9 protein-coding genes are annotated in these 14,963 nt (G+C 63.2%); 6 read left to right on the forward strand and 3 right to left on the reverse strand.

What is annotated here, in order from left to right; all coding sequences use genetic code 11:
• Positions 1-179: 179 nt before the first annotated feature.
• Positions 180-3,221, reverse strand: a complete 3,042-nt coding sequence (locus tag RPMA_RS14165) for an Rne/Rng family ribonuclease (protein ID WP_211907824.1) — start codon at positions 3,219-3,221, stop codon at positions 180-182.
• A 724-nt stretch (positions 3,222-3,945) separates the two neighbouring features.
• Between RPMA_RS14165 and RPMA_RS14170 the strand changes: the two genes are divergently transcribed.
• From RPMA_RS14170 to RPMA_RS14185, 4 genes are all read left to right on the forward strand, one after another.
• Positions 3,946-5,256, forward strand: a complete 1,311-nt coding sequence (locus tag RPMA_RS14170) for an N-acetylmuramoyl-L-alanine amidase (RefSeq protein ID WP_249225178.1) — start codon at positions 3,946-3,948, stop codon at positions 5,254-5,256.
• A gap of 207 nt (positions 5,257-5,463) precedes the next feature.
• Entirely contained in the window at positions 5,464-7,956 is a 2,493-nt protein-coding gene (locus RPMA_RS14175; RefSeq protein WP_211907826.1) for a penicillin-binding protein 1A, read from the forward strand.
• Between the two features lie 156 nt (positions 7,957-8,112).
• Positions 8,113-9,244 (forward strand): peptide chain release factor 2 gene (gene prfB / locus RPMA_RS14180; RefSeq protein WP_211907827.1). Its coding sequence is split into 2 segments (ribosomal slippage): positions 8,113-8,181 and positions 8,183-9,244, totalling 1,131 coding nucleotides; the frame shifts between segments, so codons are not numbered across the junction.
• 156 nt (positions 9,245-9,400) lie between these two features.
• The gene (locus RPMA_RS14185) at positions 9,401-9,790 is read left to right on the forward strand and encodes a hypothetical protein (protein WP_211907829.1); all 390 of its coding nucleotides are present in this window, start codon (positions 9,401-9,403) and stop codon (positions 9,788-9,790) included.
• 106 nt (positions 9,791-9,896) lie between these two features.
• On the opposite strand, the gene RPMA_RS14190 is transcribed toward RPMA_RS14185, so the two are convergent.
• Positions 9,897-10,520 (reverse strand): helix-turn-helix domain-containing protein, encoded by a 624-nt coding sequence (locus RPMA_RS14190; RefSeq protein ID WP_211907831.1) that lies wholly within the window; start codon positions 10,518-10,520, stop codon positions 9,897-9,899.
• Positions 10,521-10,779: 259 nt separating this feature from the next.
• On the opposite strand from RPMA_RS14190, the gene RPMA_RS14195 reads away from it, so the two are divergent.
• Entirely contained in the window at positions 10,780-11,646 is an 867-nt protein-coding gene (locus tag RPMA_RS14195) for a fumarylacetoacetate hydrolase family protein (protein ID WP_211907839.1), read from the forward strand.
• A gap of 150 nt (positions 11,647-11,796) precedes the next feature.
• Entirely contained in the window at positions 11,797-12,777 is a 981-nt protein-coding gene (locus tag RPMA_RS14200) for a Bug family tripartite tricarboxylate transporter substrate binding protein (protein WP_211907841.1), read from the forward strand.
• Here the strand turns inward: RPMA_RS14200 and RPMA_RS14205 are convergent.
• Positions 12,774-14,921 (reverse strand): carbamoyltransferase C-terminal domain-containing protein, encoded by a 2,148-nt coding sequence (locus RPMA_RS14205; RefSeq protein WP_249225179.1) that lies wholly within the window; start codon positions 14,919-14,921, stop codon positions 12,774-12,776. The genes RPMA_RS14200 and RPMA_RS14205 overlap by 4 nt on opposite strands.
• Positions 14,922-14,963: the final 42 nt, after the last annotated feature.

Below are 14,963 nucleotides of genomic sequence, written 5' to 3' on the forward strand. Positions count from 1 at the left end.
GGCCGCCCGGCAAAACCGTGTGGCCTTTTCTTTGTGTAGAGTCGCTGGGACCACGTCTCCAATCGGTCAATGACGACGTCGCTCGGTTCGCTTGCGACGAAGCTGATCTGTTAAACCTCCAACAAGAAAGCCGCCTGGTTTTGCCAGGCGGCTTTTTTGTTCTGTCTGGGTGCTCGAGCTTAGCTCTCGCCACCACCGAAGGCGCGGGACCACCAGCCGGCTTTGCGCGGAGCTGCGGGAGCATCCGGCGTCGGAGCGGGGGTGGCGACCGGTGCGGGCGCCTCGGTCGCGGCCACGGGGGCTGCTGCTTCCGGCTGCTCGACCGGAGCAGGGGTGGCGAAGCTCACCTTCTCGCGCACCGTGGAGCGGCGGCGGGCAGGCTTGTCATCGTCCTGCGCAGGCTCGGGCGCTGCAGCGACCGGAGCCGGAGCGGCAGGCGCGGGCTCCGCCGGGGCGAACATCGGCACGGAGTCATGGTCGCGCTTGGGCGCTTCGATTGGCTGAGCGGCAGCAGGCTGAGCGGCGACGCTGGGCTGTTCGCCATGACTATTACCATGGCCATTGTTGCCGTTGTCGAGATCGGCGACGGCTTCACTGGCTTCGGACTCGGAGGGGCCGGCGAGTTCGTCGGCGATCGAGCCGGCGAGGCCTTCCTCATTGCCTTCACCGCGCTCGCCACCACGGCGGCGACGGCCACCACGGCGCCCCCGGCGACGCGGACGGCGCTCGCCGTCGGCACCGTCTTCGCCACGGGCTTCGCGCGGCTGGTCATCAGCCTCGTCGTCTTCGCCTTCAGCGTCGTCACCGGTCGCGACGGCTTCGATAGCGCCGTCGGTCATGACCTGGGTGTCGCTGACCTGGACGTCATTGGCTTCAGCACCTTCGCGACCTTCACCGTTACGGCCACGGCGACGACGGCGGCGGCGACGCTTGCGATCACCACCTTCGCCATCGCTCGATGCTTCGGCGCCGTCTTCATCGGTGAGACCTTCGGTCTCTTCGGTTTCGACTTCGGCTTCCGTCTCGAACAGCTCTTCGTCCTCGAAGGGCTCTTCCTCAGGCGCGGGCGGCAGATTGGCGAGCTGTGCTGCGAGCAGGGCCTTGGCGGCCTCCAGCGTGTGCACTTGTTCGCCGCGGTCGATCACATAGGACTGCTGGCCGGTGACATGCGCATCGGCGAGCACGGCGAGCGTGACCTGGAAGCTTTCTTCGAGATCGCGCAGATGGCCGCGCTTGTGGTTCAGGACATAGAGCGCGACGTCGGTGCGGGTGCGGACGACGAGATTATGCGTTGCGCCCTTCATCAGCACTTCCTCGACGCCGCGCAGCAGCTGCAGCGCGACCGACGAGACCGAGCGGACGTGACCGGTGCCGCCGCAATGCGTGCAGACCTCGGTGGAGCTTTCGAGCACGCTGGCGCGGATGCGCTGGCGCGACATTTCGAGCAGGCCGAAATGCGAGATACGTCCGACCTGGATGCGCGCGCGATCCTGGCGCAGGCAGTCGCTCATCTTGCGTTCGACGGCGCGGTTGTTGCGCTTCTCGTCCATGTCGATGAAGTCGATCACGATCAGTCCGGCGAGGTCGCGCAGGCGGAGCTGGCGCGCGACTTCCTCGGCCGCTTCGAGATTGGTCTTCAGCGCGGTATCCTCGATGTGATGCTCGCGAGTCGAACGACCCGAGTTCACGTCGATGGAGACGAGGGCTTCGGTCTGGTTGATGACGATGTAGCCGCCCGAGCGCAGTTGCACGGTCGGCGTGAACATGGCGTCGAGCTGGCTTTCCACGCCCATGCGCGAGAACAACGGCTGGCCGTCGCGATACATCTTCACGGCGCGCGTGTTGCTCGGCATCAGCATATGCATGAAGTCGCGCGCTTCCTGGTAGCCGGCTTCACCGGCGACCTGAATTTCGTCGATCTCCTTGTTGTAGAGATCGCGCAGCGAGCGCTTGATCAGCGATCCCTCTTCGTAGACGAGGGTCGGAGCCTGCGACTTCAGGGTCATGTCGCGGACGGTTTCCCACATCCGGATCAGGTATTCGAAGTCGCGCTTGATTTCCGGCTTGGTGCGGGAAGCGCCTGCGGTGCGCAGGATGATGCCCATGCCTTCCGGCACGTCCAGATCCGACACCACTTCCTTCAGGCGCGAACGATCCTGCGCCGAGGTGATCTTGCGCGAGATGCCGCCGCCACGGGCGGTATTCGGCATCAGGACGGCGTAACGCCCGGCGAGGGAGAGGTAGGTCGTCAGCGCCGCGCCCTTGTTGCCGCGCTCTTCTTTGACCACCTGCACCAGCATCACCTGGCGGCGCTTGATGACTTCCTGGATCTTGTACTGGCGGCGCGGACGGAACGAACGCTCCGGCACTTCTTCCAGCACATCGTCACCGCCGACGGATTCGACCTGATCCTCTTCGGACTCTTCCTCGTCGTCCTCGTCTTCGTCCTCGTCGTCTTCTTCGGACTCGTCGCCCTCGGCGTGCTCGCTATCAGCGGGGGCTTCGTGCGAAGCCGCGTCGTCAGCCTGGGCTTCAACAGGCTGTTCGTCAGCTGCGGCAATCGCGGTCTGCTCAACCGGCTCATCCTGCGCCACGGCGGCAACGGGCTCGCTGGCTTCGGCAGCCACCGGCTCGGCAGCAACTTCGTTGGCCGGCTGTTCGGTCTGGGTCTCGGTGACGACTGGCTCGAATGCCACGACCTCGGGCGCCTCAGCGGCAGCTGGCGCGCTGGCATGGTCTTCCGGCGCGTCAAAGCGAGCCGGCACCCAACCCTGGAAATCCTCGCCCGGCTGTTCGGCCTTGGACGGATCAATCGCCGCGCCTTCCACGACATTGCTGCGCACCCGTTCACCACGGTCACGGCGGCGCGAATTGCGGTGACGCGAACGGCGGCGGCTGGAGCGCTTCTCGTTCTCTTCCTCGGCTTCGCGATGCGCGGCCTCGTCGGCCTCGATCAGGGCCAGACGGTCGGCCGTCGGGATCTGGTAGTAGTCCGGGTGGATTTCGCTGAATGCGAGGAAGCCATGGCGGTTGCCGCCATATTCGATGAAGGCGGCCTGCAGCGACGGCTCAACGCGCGTGACCTTGGCGAGATAGATGTTACCGCGGAGCTGCTTGCGCTGCGCGGTCTCGAAATCAAATTCCTCGACGCGGTTGCCGCGAACCACGACGACCCGGGTCTCCTCGGGATGCGTCGCATCGATCAACATTTTGTTTGGCATGGAGTGACTCATGGCGGCGGAGTGCACGCGTGGCGGCAAGCGCGTCTGGCGCGGCCGGGTGACGCGAGGGTCCACCTGATTCTGGGGTGAGGGGAAGGCCGAAACGCTCACCGTCGCGCCGTGACAACTGCAAGGTTGCCGAATGCGAGAGCCGCGTGGAAAACCGCACGAAGCGGGCGCTTCGCATCGGTGTCCCCAAGCGGGTCTCGGTCGGCATCACAGTCTGGCGCATCAAGCGTCGGCCCGTCTAAACTTTTGGGCGGCAAAGGCACCGCCTGCGCTGACGTCCGGCGCCACGCGAATGCGTGCGTCGGTTGTCGCTAACTCGGCCGAAAGGAGTGGCCGGAGTTTTCGGTCATGTCGTGTCTGAAACCGCCCTGTAAGCGAGTAAGAACCAGGGACCGGACACCGCTCGGGCCAGGATCGTCTCTCCGCAAACCGCGCCCGGCGCTGGTCTTGGAGGGATGATCAAAAACGCTCAGGTCTCCGATACGATCTGGGAGATGCGATCGGGGAGATGAACGCTGCACCGGGAGGTTGAACGCGACACAACCGGGAGTTATTCCGTCAGCTCATCGTACATACGTGGAATGGACCCCGCTGGCAAGGGAAGCGTCACGCCTCTGCAACAGTCCGGGGAATTCGTCCCCGCTTCGTTAAACGCAAGTTAACCCTGTGATTCTAATGGGCTAGGGATGGGCTGCTCCGGAGGCTTGGGATTCGCTTGACGCGCCGCGCAAACCATATCGTTTCGCTGGGAATGGCGCTTGCGAGTGCTGCGCTGACGCTTGTCTGGTGCTCGGATACCCGCGCCGCCCCGGGCGATGCGCCTGAGACCGCGACTGAAAAGCCGGCCGAAGCATCGCTTCCCGTGGCGTCCGACGTGCGCATCGCCGGCGACGAGAAGCAGACCCGATTCATCCTCGATCTCGACCGCAAGGTGTCGCTTCGCGCCTTCACGTTGGCAGACCCGTATCGCGTCGTCATCGATATGCCGCAGGTGACGTTCCAGCTCGATCCCGGGGCAGGGACCGTGGCGCGCGGCCTGATCAAGGCATTTCGTTATGGCATGGTGATGCCGGGCGGCTCGCGCATGGTGTTCGATCTGGCCAAGCCTGCGAAGATCAAGAGTGCCACGGCGCTCGATCCGGCCAACGGCCAGCCGGCCCGGATGGTGATCGAGCTTGAAGCCGTGGACCGCACGACCTTCGTGCAGGGTCTGGCAGTGGAGAATCGCCCGGAGCTCCGTCCGGGGATTACAGGCAGCGTATCGCCAGCACCCGTGGCAACCACCGTCGTGGCAAGCGCGGCGGCGGTTTCAGCGACGGACACCCGCCCGGTCGTGGTGATCGACCCCGGTCATGGCGGGATCGACAACGGCACCCAGGCTGGCGGCGAGAGCGAGAAAAACATCGTGCTCGGCTTTGGCCTTGCGCTGCGCGATCGGCTCGAAAAGAGCGGCAAGCTCCGCGTCGTGATGACCCGCGCCGACGACAATTTCGTCGCCCTCGACGAGCGCGTGAAGATCGCGCGGGGCCAGAATGCGGCTCTGTTCGTGTCTATTCACGCAGACGCCTTGCCGCGCGGCGAGGGCGATGCGCAGGGTGCGACGGTGTACACGCTGTCGGACAAGGCGTCCGACGCCGAGGCCCAGCGGCTGGCTGACCTGGAAAACAAGGCGGACGCCATTGCCGGCGTCAATCTCACCGAGGAGCCGACCGATGTGGCGGATATCCTCATAGATCTCGCGCAGCGCGAGACCAAGACCTTCTCCGGCCGCTTCGCCCGGATGGTGGCCGGCGAGATGAAAGTGACCACCCGGATGCATAAGAACCCGTTGAAATCGGCCGGTTTCCGCGTCCTGAAGGCGCCGGATGTGCCGTCGGTGCTGATCGAGCTCGGCTATGTGTCCAACAAGGACGACCTGCAGTCGCTGATGTCCGAGAACTGGCGTTCCAAGACGGTCGGGGCGGTCGCCAAGGCGATCGACGTCTATTTCGCCAAGCACGTGGTGTCGGCCGGCGCAGGTAACTGAAGGTTACGAAAATGACAGGGCTTTCAACGTCGAAGCCCTAGTTTGGCCACAGCGCACGCTCTATAAAACCGCGTACACCTTCCCCAGAATCGGTCATCCTCACGGGTGGCCGCGGGCGGTTCTGGCTGTGTGAGTTTAGGCTGACTTTCGCCCTCGGCGGCTGCCATATGATATGGCCGCACAGCGACTGAAACGGATCGTCTCAAAATGCGTCTGCTCGTGCGGTTTTTCGGGTTCTTGTTCGCCGCGGGAACCGTCGTGTTCCTGGTCGGCGTCGCCGCCGCTGCAGGCCTGATCTGGCACTTCTCCAAGGATTTGCCGGACTATTCGCAGCTGCAGGATTACGAGCCCCCGGTGATGACGCGCGTTCATGCGTCGGACGGTCAGTTGCTCGGCGAATACGCCAAGGAGCGCCGGCTTTATCTGCCGATCCAGGCGATTCCCAAGCTGGTCGTGAACGCCTTCCTTGCGGCCGAAGACAAGAATTTCTACGAACACGGTGGTCTAGACTACACGGGCATGGCGCGTGCCGGCCTGCTGTATCTGCAGAACATCGGTTCAAACCGGCGCCCGCAGGGCGCATCTACGATCACCCAGCAAGTCGCCAAGAACTTCCTGCTCACCAACGAGGTCTCCTTCGATCGCAAGATCAAGGAAGCGCTGTTGGCGATGCGTATCGAACGCACCTATTCGAAGGATAAGATCCTCGAACTGTATCTGAACGAAATCTATCTCGGCCTCGGTGCCTATGGCATTGCCGCGGCGTCGCTGGTTTACTTCGACAAGTCGGTGAATGAACTGACCGTGTCCGAAGCGGCCTATCTCGCAGCATTGCCGAAGGCACCGTCTACGCTTCACCCGGTGAAGAACCGCGACCGCGCCATCGAGCGCCGCAATTACGTGATCGATCGCCTGGTCGAGAACGGCTGGACCAAGCAGGCCGATGCCGACAAGGCCCGCAAGGAAACGTTGAGCGTGACCGGCCGTGGCAGCCACGCCCATATCTTCGCCGGTGAATATTTCGCCGAAGAAGTGCGCCGCGACATCCTTGAGCGCTACGGCGAAAAGAAACTGTACGAAGGCGGCCTCTCGGTCCGCACGACGCTCGATCCGAAGATGCAGGTGATGGCGCGCAAGACCATGACCAATGGTCTGGTCAATTACGACGAAGCGCGCGGCTATCGCGGCGCCACCAATAAGATCGATATTTCCGGCGACTGGGGCGTCAAGCTCGCCGAGGTGAAGTCGCTGTCCGACATTTCGCCGTGGAAGATGGCGGTTGTGCTCGATGTGTCCGATCAGTCGGCGCGGATCGGCTTCCAGCCCGGGCGCGAACTCGGCGGTGCGGTGTCGAAGGATCGCCAGACCGGCCTGATTTCGCTCGATGGCGTGCGCTGGGCCAAGCCCGCGGCCGGCCCGACCCGCGGCAAGACGCCAACGGCGGTGTCGCAGGTGCTGAGCTCGGGCGATGTCATCTATGTCGATCCGCTCACGCAAAAGGACGGTTCGATCATTGAAGGCCAGTTCCGTCTGCGGCAGTATCCGGAGGTCTCTGGCGCCATGGTCGCGATGGACCCGAACACCGGCCGCGTGCTGGCGATGGTCGGCGGCTTCTCCTTCGACCAGAGCCAGTTCAACCGCGCCACGCAAGCCTATCGTCAGCCCGGTTCGTCGTTCAAGCCGCTGGTCTATTCGGCGGCGATGGACAATGGCTATACGCCATCGACGGTGGTGATCGATGCGCCGATCGAAATCGATCAGGGCTCGGGCAACGGCGTGTGGCGTCCTGAGAATTACTCGACCGGAAAGTATTACGGCCCGACGACCATGCGGAATGCGCTGACGCGCTCGCTGAACACGGTGACGGTGCGTCTGGCGCAGGATGTCGGCATGCCGCTGATCGGCGAATATGCCAAGCGCTTCGGCGTTTACGACGAATTGCCGAACTATCTGTCTTACGCGCTCGGCGCCGGTGAGACGACGGTCATGCGCATGGTCACGGCCTATTCGATGTTCGCGAATGGCGGACGCCGCGTGAAGTCGACTCTGATCGATCGTATTCAGGATCGCTACGGGCATACGATCTTCAAGCACGACCAGCGCGAATGCCGTGGCTGTGATGCGCCTGACGGCTGGAAGAACCAGCCCGAACCGCAACTGATCGATCGCCGCGAGCAGGTGATCGATCCGATGACGGCCTATCAGATCACGTCGATGATGGAGAGCGTCGTGCAGAGCGGCACCGCGACCGTCATGCGCGAGGTCGGCAAGCCGATCGCCGGCAAGACCGGCACTACCAATGACGAGAAGGACGCCTGGTTCGTCGGCTTCTCGCCGGACGTGGTGGTCGGCATCTATGTCGGCTACGACAAGCCGCGCAATCTCGGCCGTGGCGGCACCGGTGGTGTGTTGTCTGCGCCGATCGCTAAAGATTTCATGAAGCTCGCGCTGGCCGACAAGCCCGCCGTGCCGTTCAAGGTGCCCGCCGGCATCAAGCTGATCCGCGTCGATGCCAAGACCGGCATGCGGGCGGGGCCGGGCGATGGTGGTCGCACCATCCTCGAGGCCTTCAAGCCGGGCACGGCGCCGCCGGACAATTATTCGGTGATCGGCGTGGCCGATGCCGATGGTCGCTCGCAGCAGATCGCCCCCGATACCGATCGCATGTTCATGCGCCCGGGAACCGGCGGTCTGTATTGATCGGCGCCTGAGATCGTCATTGCGAGCGCAGCGAAGCAATCCAGAAAACCAAGAACTGGATTGCTTCGTCGCAAGGGCTCCTCGCAATGACGGTTGTGACGGGTTGAATAAGACGGGCGCCGCGGTTACACACGCGCCCAACACAACGGAATTTCCATGCGCGCTGAAATCGAACGCCTCGTAGAAGAGATCAAGCAGTCAGTCGGGCTGCTGAGGAGGCATCTTTGACGTCGATGCTTCCACGGCACGACTCGCAGAGCTGAACGCTCTCGCCGAAGACCCCAATCTCTGGAACGATCCCCAGAAGGCCCAAAGGCTGATGCAGGAGCGAACCTCGCTTGAGGATTCGCTGCAGGGCATCGGCAAGGTTACGCGTGAACTCGACGACAATGTCGAGATGATCGAACTCGGCGAGGCCGAGGGCGATGCGAGCATCGTAACCGAAGCCGAGAACGCGCTGAAGGCCCTCAAGAAGGAAGTGGCGCGCCGCGAGCTGGAAGCGCTGCTGTCCGGCGAGGCCGATCGCTTCGACACCTATCTCGAAGTCCATGCCGGCGCTGGCGGCACCGAGAGCCAGGACTGGGCCTCGATGCTGCTGCGCATGTATACGCGCTGGGCGGAAAAGCACGGTTTCAAGATCGAATATCTCGAAGAGACCCAGGGCGAAGAAGCCGGCATCAAATCGGCGACCATCCAGATCTCCGGCCACAATGCCTATGGCTGGCTGAAGACCGAAGGCGGGGTGCATCGCCTGGTGCGAATCTCGCCTTACGACTCCAATGCCCGCCGTCACACCTCGTTCTCGTCGGTGGCGATCTTCCCGGTTGTCGATGACAGTATCAAGATCGAGATCAACGAGTCGGATGTTCGCGTCGATACGATGCGTTCGGGCGGCGCCGGTGGTCAGCACGTCAACAAGACGGAATCGGCAGTGCGTCTGACGCATATTCCGACCGGTGTTGCCGTGGTCTGTCAGGCCGGCCGTTCGCAGCACAAAAACCGCGCACAGGCGTGGGACATGTTGCGTGCGCGTCTGTACGAAATCGAACTGAAGCGTCGCGAAGAAAAGGCCGCTGCCGATCAGGCCGCCAAGACCGATATCGGCTGGGGTCATCAGATCCGCTCTTACGTGCTGCAGCCCTATCAGATGGTGAAGGACCTACGCACGGGCGTGCAGACCTCGGACACTTCGGGCGTGCTCGACGGCGATCTCGACGAGTTCATGGCCGCAACCCTGGCCCAGCGCGCTTTCGGCACGACGCCGGGCGCGATTGACGACGTCGATTAATCTTCCAGCTGCGGCGTCTTGAAACAGAGACGTCGCAGTTCGTTCGCTTTCCTTCCGTATCTCCCCCGATATCATCCCTGTGCCGGAACACGGCCGACGCTGCCGGATTGTCCCGGCGCGATCGCGCGTGATGGTGTCAAACAAGGGGTATGGGGCATGAGGAAGATCTTTCCAGTTCTCGCAATCGGCGTTGCCTTGATGGTCAGCGGCTGTGGTCGCGATCCCGGGCCAAAGGGCGATCCAGGTGCGCAGGGCCCGGCCGGACCGCAGGGGGCGCAAGGCGTTCAGGGCGTGCCGGGTGCACAAGGGCAGGCTGGCGCGCAGGGGCCGCAAGGTCCGCAGGGCGCGCCTGGGGCCAAGGGTGAGAAGGGCGACAAAGGTGACAAAGGCGAGGCTGCTCCCGCTTTCCGTGCGGTGCAGGCGGATGGCGCAGTCACTTGCGATGCAAGCGAGACGCTTGTCTCGGTGCTGTGCCCGAGCGGTGGTGCGCCGGATGGCGTGAAATGCGCGACGACGCCTACCGTCGGTCTGTGTCTGAAGAAGTAAGTTTGAGGACGTAGGGCGGATGAGCCGAAGGCGTAATCCGCCGGCCGACTTTATGGAGGAGACTCCGCGGCGGATTACGCTTCGCTCATCCGCCCTACGGCTCAACTTACTTGCCTTCGCGCCGCCCGAATGACGGCGGTGCTGAAATCACCAGATAATACTCGCAGGCGCGCGTCGTGCGGTTCTCGAACCAGTGTTCGACATCAACTTCGAAATATAGCGAGTCGCCTTCGTCGAGCACCGTTTCGGTGTCCTTGGTGATGACGGTGACCTTGCCGCGCGCGACCAGCACATGCTTCGACGTGCCGACGGGGTAGGCGGGCAATTCACCTGTCGAGGTCTTCGGCGGCAGATGATGCAAAGCGACTTCGACAGGCATCCCCGCCATCACTGGCGACAACAGGAAGCGTTCGAAGCCGGTGTCGGCATCGCGGAACACGGGCCGCTGGTCCTTCCGCACGATCGCAAAGGCGCGGCGGGGGCCGTCGTCGTCTCCCATGAGAGACGAGAACGATGTGCCGAGCGCCAGAGCGATGCGTCGGGCAACGCCAATCGTCGGGCTTTTCTCGCCGCGCTCGACCTTGGACAGCATCGCCCGGCTGACACCGGATTGCTTCGAGAGCTGCTCCAGGGTGAGTTCGGCTTCCTCACGCAATGTGCGCACCCGATCGCCGAATGCGCGGCTGACGGGGTCTTCACGTACGACCTTCCGTGCCGCCGCCTTCGCCATATCGAATAATGCTCCGTTCAGTCTGAAATCGATTCTACTTTAGGCGCGGTTTCGCGAGATGTCACATGCTGCTGGAAGAAAATCAGTCGCGTCGGTTAGCTAAGTTAAAGGCGGTGACGGCGTTAAGAGGCAATTAGCCGCGTCTTCTAAAGAGGAAAAATCCGGAACCGACCGCTTGCGCAAATCTCCCATCGAAGATAATCGTACCTATAGGAGACGCGGCGCGCAGCCGCTCAGAAGCTGTTATCAGGAGGAAACCATGCATCTCGTCACATTCATGCACGAAGGCCGGCCGACCGTCGGCATCGCGGACGAGGCGCTTTCCAAGGTTCAGCCTCTGCCGGCAAATGTCGCGCCGGACATGCTCACCCTGATCTCCAAATACGACGACATCAAAGGTAGCCTGGCTGGCGCCGGTGCAGCGATTTCGCTCGCAGGCGTCGAACTGCTGGCGCCGATCCCGCGCCCGGCGCGAAACGTGTTCTGCGTCGGCAAGAACTATCATGAGCACGCCAAGGAATTCGCCGGCAGCGGCTATGACTCCTCGGCCAAGGAAATCGTGCCGGAATATCCCGTCATCTTCACCAAGCCGTCGAGCACGGTGATCGGGCAGGGCGCCGCCATCCCGCAGCATCTCGATACGACCGACAGCACCGACTATGAAGGTGAGCTCACGGTCATCATCGGCCGCGGCGGCCGCGGCATCAAAAAGGCCGACGCGCTCAAGCATGTGTTCGGCTACACGATCATCAACGACGTCACCGCGCGCACGCTGCAGCATCAGCATCGTCAGTGGTTCATCGGCAAGGGCATCGACGGTTTCTGCCCGATGGGCCCGGCGATCCTTACTGCCGACGCGATGCCGGATCCGACTAAGATGCACCTCAAGACCTTCGTGAATGGCGAGCTGCGCCAGAACGCGTCGGTCGCCGATCTCGTTTTCGACATCCCGACGCTGATCGAGACGCTGTCCGCCGGCATCACGCTGGAGCCCGGCGACGTCATCGCCACCGGCACACCGGCCGGCGTCGGCCTCGGCTTCACGCCGCCGCGCTTTCTCAAGAAGGGCGATGTCGTCGCCATCGAAGTCAGCGGCATCGGCCGCCTGGAAAATCCGGTCGGCTGATCAGCCACCCGACGGCAATCGAGACACATGGGGCGGTCTTCGCCCCATGTGCGAACACTACAAGCTTCAAGTATTCCACTCCCAGGGAGTGGCGCGTCCTTCGATGCACGTATCCGATGCATTGCTGAACAGAATAAACGGGAGATATCCATGAAACGCCGTGATTTCCTCGCAGGCCTTGGCGGCCTGTCGACTCTTGCTCTGACTGGTCAGACCGTGCAGGCGCAGGAAGCTTGGCCGAGCAAGAATATCAGCATGGTCGTGCCGTTTCCCGCAGGCGGGCAGGCCGATATCGCTGCGCGTCCGGTCGCGACCTATATGCAGAAGGTGCTGGGCAAGGCCGTCATCATCGACAATCGCAGCGGTGCGGGCGGCTCGCTCGGCAACTCGACCGTGGCGCGCGCGGCGCCCGATGGGCACACGCTGCTGATGACGCTGTCGTCGCTTGCCGTGCTGCCGGAGTCGGACCGCATTTATGGTCGTCCGGTCGCCTATGAAGTCGATCAACTGCAGCCCATCGCCCGCGTGCTTGCCGATCCCACGCTGTTCGCCGTGCCGGCCAGCGCGCCCTGGAAGACAATCCAGGAATTCGTCGCCGATGCGAAGGCGCGTCCGGGTGCAATCTCCTACGGCTCGTCGGGTCCGTTCGGCACGCTGCATGTGTCGATGGAGATGTTCGCCCTCTCGGCCGGCCTCAAGATGCTGCACGTGCCGTATCGTGGCGCTGCACCTGCGGTGAGCGATCTCATCGGCGGCCAGATTCAGGCACTCGCTTCGGCACCGGGCACGCTTAAGCAGCATGTCGATGCCGGCACGCTGCGTGTTCTCGCCAATTTCGGTGCCGAGCGTCTGGCGGCATTCCCGGACCTGCCGACCTTCAAGGAGCTCGGCTATTCCGACGTCGAGTTCTACATCTGGGCCGGCCTGTTCGCGCCGAAAGGCATGCCTGCGCCCGTCGTCACCAAGCTGCGCGACACCGTGCGCGATGCGATGAAGGATCCGGAAGTCACCAAGGTCTTCGAGGCCGCCGGCAACATGCCGGCCTATCAGGACTCCGAAGACTTCGCGAAGTTCGTCGCGAAGGACAGCGAACGCCTCGTCGCCACCGCCAAGAAGATCGGCAAGGTCTAAGCGCGGCTGCGGGACCGCTCCGCGAGCCACGCCGTAAACCGGCCGCTGTCGCGCTCACCGCCGTGCCATGCGGCGGTGACGGTGCCATCTGCGGCCACCATGAAGACCACGTCGAGACCCGCTGAGCGGCGCAGGGTCTCGACGGCCTGTTGCGGTGTCTGCGCGATCGGACCGGCAACATTGAACGACGTATTCACCGACAGCTCGACGCCGATGTGGCGGCCCAGCGCTTTCAGATAAGCATGTGTGAGCGGATCGTCCTCGGCACGCACGATCTGGATACGGCCGGTGCCATCGGCATGGATCACGGCCGGGATCTTGTCGCGCGCATGCGGCTTCGACTGGGCCGTCAGCACCATGTAGTTATAGGCATTGTAGTCGGCGTCTGACGCGCCTTCCAGAAGATCGAAATACTCTAGGGCCGCCTCGCGCGTCGCCATCGGCGCCAGCGGGCGGATGGCCTCGCGATATTTGACGCGCTCGTTGAGGCGTTCGCGGGTGCCGGCATCGCAGGGACTGGCAAAGATGGAGCGGTGCCCCAGCGCGCGGGGCCCGGTTTCTGCCGCACCCTGATAGAGCGCGATGATGCCGTTCTGTGCGACCAGATAGGCCATTAGATCAGCGGCAGCGTTGAGACCGTCCGGCGTCGAGATATCACCGATGGTCTTTGAATTGATGTCGTCAGCTTTGAGCACGGATGCGATTTCTGGCGCTGCTGGTGCGTCACCGCAATAGAACGCATGTGTCATCGGTGCGCCGCGCGGGGCGCCGATGAGATGCGCAAAAATCCAGGCGGCGCCGATGGTGACACCGGGATCGCCGGGTGTCGGTGGCATCCACAGATGCAGGCGCACCTTGCGGCCTTGTTCGCGTTCGAACCATGCCTCATCGAAATATTCGAGCAGCCGCATATTGCCGAGCGCATTCAGCGCGACGCCGCCGGTCAGCACGACGCGATGCGCACCGGTCCTGCGCAGCAGGCCGGCGACCACATGGATCATGGCATCCTCGAACACGAGCTGCGTGGCAGCCGCCTTGTCGAGGCGGTCCTGCGTGTCCGGTCGATGCTGGATGTCTTCGACGCGTAGCACGGCATCGGGATTCCACAGCTGGTCAGGCTTCAGCGGTTCGCCGAGAATGTCGATCAGCGGCTGCTTGTAGGGGGTGTCGAACGGGTCGCAATACCAGTTGCCCATGGCGCGGTTGAGCTTGATCTCGCCGTCAGGGCCGAAGTCGAGCACCTCGCGCAGGCGCGCATAATAGGGATTGCTGGCGCGATCCATATTGCCCCAGGCGGCTGCGCCCATATAGCGGCCCTCGCTGGAGAGCCAGGTCCAGCCGCCCTGGGTGGAGGAGATCACGCTGTAGAATGCGCCGAGGGAGTCGAAGACGCTGTCGTTGCAGTAGAGTTTCGTGATCGCGCCGTTCTGCACCACATAGGTCGAGACCGAGCCGAGATCGCCGGTGCCATCCAGCACGGCGATGGCCACTGGCTCGTCATCAGGAAAGGGGGATGCCGCGAACGAGAACCAGGCGTGGTTGTCATGATGCGGCATCATCATGAGCGGCACGCGCGCGGGCAAGCCGAACTGCTTGCGCAGCAGCTTTGGCGTTCGCGTCATCTGCTCAAGGCGCTTGGCATCGAAGCTGACGGAATTTTTCGTGCGCAGCAGTTTCAGGCCATCGGGGAACTCTTCGACGATGCTGCGCACCAGCGTGCCCGTGAGGTCGGGATAGTCCCAGCTCGTCAGCCACGCATCGATATCGGCGATATCGAGGCCCATCCCGCGCAGCGTGTTGCGCATCGCATCGAGCGCAGCGCGCGGATATTGCGTGGTGTGCTTGTCGCCGGAGAAACGCTCTTCTTCGTTGTTGATGATCAGGCGTGGGCCATCGGCCTGCGTGACCTCGACCAGTGCAACGCCGGAGTTATGCGTGCCCGGCAATCCCAGGCCTGCGAGATAGACGGTCTCGCCGCGCGCCAGTTTGGCGCGGAGCTCGTTAATGCGACGAACCGTAAAGTGGCTGTCATTGGCATGAAAGCCCGCCAGCGACATCACCCAGGTCGTCAGCCGCCGCGTGGCGCGGAAGCAGAACCGGCCGAGGCGGGGATAACGGGGACCAATGCGTCGGGGAGATGTCACGCTGCGACCTCGATGGATTTCGATGTCGCTTCAATCACATTG

Source organism: Tardiphaga alba (assembly GCF_018279705.1).
Taxonomy (GTDB): Bacteria; Pseudomonadota; Alphaproteobacteria; order Rhizobiales; family Xanthobacteraceae; genus Tardiphaga; species Tardiphaga alba.

Bases quoted from the DNA above. Each gene is read 5' to 3' on its own strand.
- RPMA_RS14175 (WP_211907826.1), top strand. From the start codon at position 5,464: ATGCGTCTGCTCGTGCGGTTTTTCGGGTTCTTGTTCGCCGCGGGAACC.
- RPMA_RS14195 (WP_211907839.1), top strand. From the start codon at position 10,780: ATGCATCTCGTCACATTCATGCACGAAGGCCGGCCGACCGTCGGCATC.
- RPMA_RS14185 (WP_211907829.1), top strand. From the start codon at position 9,401: ATGAGGAAGATCTTTCCAGTTCTCGCAATCGGCGTTGCCTTGATGGTC.
- RPMA_RS14200 (WP_211907841.1), top strand. From the start codon at position 11,797: ATGAAACGCCGTGATTTCCTCGCAGGCCTTGGCGGCCTGTCGACTCTT.
- RPMA_RS14165 (WP_211907824.1), bottom strand. From the start codon at position 3,221: ATGCCAAACAAAATGTTGATCGATGCGACGCATCCCGAGGAGACCCGG.
- RPMA_RS14190 (WP_211907831.1), bottom strand. From the start codon at position 10,520: ATGGCGAAGGCGGCGGCACGGAAGGTCGTACGTGAAGACCCCGTCAGC.